The sequence below is a fragment of the Streptomyces sp. genome (genome assembly GCF_031181705.1).
In the GTDB taxonomy this organism is placed as follows: domain Bacteria; phylum Actinomycetota; class Actinomycetes; order Streptomycetales; family Streptomycetaceae; genus Streptomyces.
This window is the reverse complement of sequence record NZ_JAPSKN010000062.1, coordinates 26,494-30,718: the sequence shown is the minus strand read 5'-3', so window position 1 is coordinate 30,718 and position 4,225 is coordinate 26,494. Positions and strand designations below refer to the sequence as shown.

Annotated in this window: 5 protein-coding genes; all 5 read right to left on the bottom strand. The window is 71.6% G+C overall.

What is annotated here, in order from left to right:
• The coding region (locus RIN80_RS14465) for a hypothetical protein (RefSeq protein WP_309095985.1) at nt 1-188 on the bottom strand (188 nt) is incomplete at its 3' end.
• Nucleotides 189-323: 135 nt separating this feature from the next.
• Nucleotides 324-1,286: a response regulator transcription factor gene (locus RIN80_RS14460; protein ID WP_309095984.1), complete on the bottom strand. Its 963-nt coding sequence runs from the start codon at nt 1,284-1,286 to the stop codon at nt 324-326.
• A 26-nt stretch (nt 1,287-1,312) separates the two neighbouring features.
• Nucleotides 1,313-3,007, bottom strand: coding sequence for an ATP-binding protein (locus RIN80_RS14455; protein ID WP_309095983.1), 1,695 nt, complete (start codon nt 3,005-3,007; stop codon nt 1,313-1,315).
• Nucleotides 3,008-3,020: 13 nt separating this feature from the next.
• A complete protein-coding gene (locus RIN80_RS14450; protein ID WP_309095982.1) occupies nt 3,021-3,908 on the bottom strand; it encodes a DUF5936 domain-containing protein in 888 nt (295 codons plus the stop codon).
• 18 nt (nt 3,909-3,926) lie between these two features.
• On the bottom strand, nt 3,927-4,225 hold a 299-nt coding region (locus RIN80_RS14445), incomplete at its 5' end, for a type II secretion system F family protein (RefSeq protein ID WP_375141696.1).

Below are 4,225 nucleotides of genomic sequence, written 5' to 3'. Positions count from 1 at the left end.
GTCTGACCGATGTTCGTACCCGTGATCGCCAGCACGATCGCCACCACCACCGCGATGATGCCCAGGTACTCGACCGCCGTCTGCCCCCTGTCGCCGGCGCGGCGCTGCATCGCCTGCACCGTCGTGTTCTTCCAGCCGTTCACGCGGACCTTGGTCGCGACGGCGGTCTTCAGCATCAGGTCGCTCATGGTGTTCCCCTCCGGGTTCGGCTGTGTCGCTTTCGACACGAGGAACGTACGGCGGAACGAGCTCTTCGCCAGAGGGCCCCAGGGCCCAATCCCGGGCCCAATCGCGCGGGCCCAACCGGTTCTCCTCCCATACCGTCACCGGACGTCACCCCGCCCTCGGTGTGAGTCCGGTGCCGTGCCGATCCACTTCGCGGCGGCCTCGGAGCGGCTGGTGCTGTGGAGCTTGGCGAAGATGCGGTTGATGTGGTTCTTGACGGTCTTCTCGCTGATGAAGCACGTGGCGGCGATCTGCTGGTTGTTCATGCCGGACGCGATGAGGTCCATGATCTCCGCCTCCCTCGTACTCAGCTGGAACCGCGACCTGTCGGGAGCGGCCGGACGGCCACTCGCCCACCCAGACGAAGACTGTGCCACATCTGGTTGCATTCGCGAAAGGTTTTCTGAAGAAGTAGGGTCGCGCCGAACGGAGCCTGGCTGGAAGTTCGCGGGCCAGACGGGTTCTTGGGGATGATTATGCGAGTTCACGGAGTCCGAAATTCCATATGCACTCGCACTCGCCGACTGCCCGAGCCCTTCCGGTAGAGACACCTCCGCCGGTGCCTGGCTCTGGCGGAGCTGGGTCAGGAGGGCGCCCGCCGCCGTGGGGGTGAAGTGGGGCCGTCCCTCCCTGATGTCGCGTACGGCGTCGACCAGTTGGTCGGCCGTGAACTCGCCGTGGACCAGGTAGCCGCCCGCCCCCCGGCGCAGGGCCTCCTGGACGATCTCCGACTCCCTGCTGTACGTCAGCATCACCACCGGCGCGATCCGCACCAGGTACGGCAGGGCCGAGATGCCGTCCACGCCGGGCATGCGGACGTCGAGCAGGACGACGTCGGGACGGTGCTGGTGGGCGGCCTCGTAGGCCTGGCGGCCGTCGGCCGCCTCGGCCACGACCTCGATGTCCGCGCGGCCCGAGAGCAGGGCGGTGAGGCCGGCGCGGACCACCGGGTTGTCGTCGGCCACGACGACCCGGAGGCGGTGGGTCGGGGGTGCGGCGAACGGGTTCTGTGGGGGCGGCGGCTGCGGTGCGCCGGGGTGTGGGGTGGTGGGGTCCGGCATCGGGGCCTCCTCTCGGGTCGTGGGGGTCAGGCGGTGGGTGTCGTCAGGGCCGCCAGGGGGAGTTCCAGACGGACCTCCGTGCCCTGGGGGTGGCCGCCGCGGCCGATGCGGATGCGGGCGCCCACCGATGCGGCGCGTTCGACCATGCCGACCAGGCCGAAGTGGCCCGCGCGGCGCAGTTGTTCGAGCGTGGTGCCCGGTGGGAGGCCGCGGCCGTCGTCGCGCACGCTGATGCGGAGCAAGCCGCCGTGGACGCCCGCGCGGACGTCCACGCGGGTCGGTTCGGCGTGGCGGTGGGCGTTCTCCATGGCCTCCGAGGCGATGGTGAGTAGCTGGCGGGCCACCGCGGGCGGGACGGGGGGCACGGCGTGCTCGCCGGTGGGGTGGTAGACGGCGGGCAGGCCGGTGCGGGCGCTGAAGTCACGGGTCCGCGCCGCCAGTTCGACCAGCACGTCGGTGCCCTGGCCGGGGTCCGACTCGCGGCGCAGATCGGCCAGGAGTTCACGGGATTCGGCCGCGGCGCGCCGGGCCGAACGTGCGACCAGGGCGGCCTGTCGCCTGACCAGGGCCGGGTCCATGCGCTCCGCGCCTGCCGAGCCGGTCAGGCCGTCGGCGGCCAGGGCCACGCCGTGCAGCGTCTTGGCGACCGAGTCGTGCATCTCCCGCGCCAGACGGGCCCGTTCGGCGCTCACCGCCTCCGTGACGGCGAGGCGGGCCTGGACGGTGGTGAGGGCCTGGGTGGCCGCGCCGAAGCGGAGCATCAGGTTGCGCAGGCTGGACCCGACGGCGCCGGCGATGACGCAGAGGCCCGGCAGGAGGGTCGACTCGGCGATGCCGGGAGCCGGGTCCTCCTGGGCCGCGTGGATGAGGAGGAGCAGCAGGGCCTGGAGGGAGGCGAAGACGGCCGCGCCCCGCCAGCCGTAGACCAGGCCGGCCAGGAGGGGGGTGCAGACGCTGACGTAGGCGAGGGTGCTGTCGGGGCCCGCGGAGATGAGGAGCAGGGCACCGAAGAGGGTGTCCGCGGCGAGGAGGCTCGGGTGGCGAAGCAGGAGGGGGCCGAAGCGCTCCCAGTCCCGGAAGAGGACGTAGGAGGTCATGAAGGTGACGACGACGGCCGCGCCGACCAGGCGGGTGGGAAGGCCCTCGTTGGCGTTGATCAGGGCGGTGGGCGTGGCCAGGGCGATCATGGCCAGGCGGAAGCCGAACACCTGGCGGCACATGGCCTGGAGGGCGTTGACCTGGATATCCATGGCGGGATGGGCGGGTGGTGGGGTGCCGTCGCTCCGCCCTTCTCCCGGCATCGGGTCAGCCTCCCCGTCGCCGTTGCGGCTCCCGCCCGGTACCGGGTGGGCGGCCGCGTCGCGCGTGTGGCTCGTGTGGCTCTCTCCGTGGCGTGCGGGTGGTCCCTGCGGAGGCGTGCCGTCCTCGGTGACTGACGTCCCGTTCGCCGTTCCGTCCGGACGCCGTGCGGGAGCGGCCGCATGTTCCTCCCGGCGCCCGGGCCCCGTGATCCGCAGCGTCTGTTCGCCCCCGACAGCACCCCCCTGCGGCTCCCACCCCGGTGGCAGCGCGGGTGTCACGGACGTCACCGGGACGTCCGGCGCGCCCGTGCGGACATGGGCGGGCAGCACCGTGCCCGCCGGGGGTGTCGTGATCTCCGGGGTCCGGCCCGCGCGGCGGCGGCGGCCCAGCAGTCCGCTGCGCTCCCCTGTCATCGACATCCTGGCGCCCCCCCTACTTCCCCGTCACCGAGCCGAAGTCCGTGCCCGAGCCGAGGATCAGTCCGGCGCCCAGGAGGAGCATCGTGGCCGGGACCATGAAGGTCGTGATCATCATCGTGGCCTTGGGGACCGCCCGGGCCGCCTTCCTCCTCGCGTTCTGGGCGTCCGTGCGCCGCATGTCCTTGGCGAGGGAGACCAGCGTGTCGACGATCGGGGCACCCAGTTCCTCTCCCTGCTGCAACGCCGTCACGAACATGGCGACCTGCTCGGAGTCGTTGCGGCGGCGCAGTTCCGTGAAGGCGTCGCGGCGGCTCATACCGAGGTCCATCTGGCGCAGGGTGATGCGCAGTTCGTCGGCCCAGGGGCCCTCGTACTTGGACGCCACCCGGTCCAGGGCCTGCCGGAAGCCGAGGCCCGCGCTGACCACGACCGCGAGGACGTCCAGGAAGTCCGGCAGGGTCCGTTCGATGACGTCCTTGCGGATGCGGATGGCCGACCAGATGCCGACCTCCGTCCAAAAGGCTCCGAAGGCCAGCAGGAGCAGCGCGACGAACAGCTGTCCGCGCATGAGGAAGACCAGGAAGCCGACTCCGCCCAGGGCGCCGTAGACGGCCCGCCGGGCGGCGTAGCGGTCGATCGTGAGGCCGCCGGGGTTGCCCGCGAGGTCGATCTTGCGACGGTACTTGGCCACCTGCTTGGGGCCCATCAGCCGGAGCACGGCGGGCGCGTAGCGCATACCCATGCGGTCGACCAGGGAGTCGACCGCGCCGGTGCGCGTGGAGCCGACCTCCAGGGCGAGGGCGAGGTCGCCGGGGAGTTTCGCCTCGGCGCGGTACATGCGGATGCCGGCGAAGACGCCCCAGACGCCGATGCCCATCAGCAGGGCGAAGAGCAGTCCCATGGTGTGCCTCCGGGCTTCTCAGATGTCGATGCGGGACAGGCGGCGGATGAGGACGAAGCCGACGGCGTAGAGCGAGAAGGCGATGATGACCGCCGCCTGGCCGAAGGGTGAGCTGGTCATGCGTTCCAGGGCGCCGTCCTTCACGCCGTCCATGAGGAAGAGCGAGCCGACGCCCAGCACCGGGACCGCATAGGACGTCATGTTGACCTGGGACAGCTGCGTCCGCACCTCCCGCCGCGTCTCCTTCCGCTCCTCCAACGTCTCCGTCAGATTCCGCAGCGCGCTCACCACCTGCCCGCCCGCCCGGTTCGACAGCA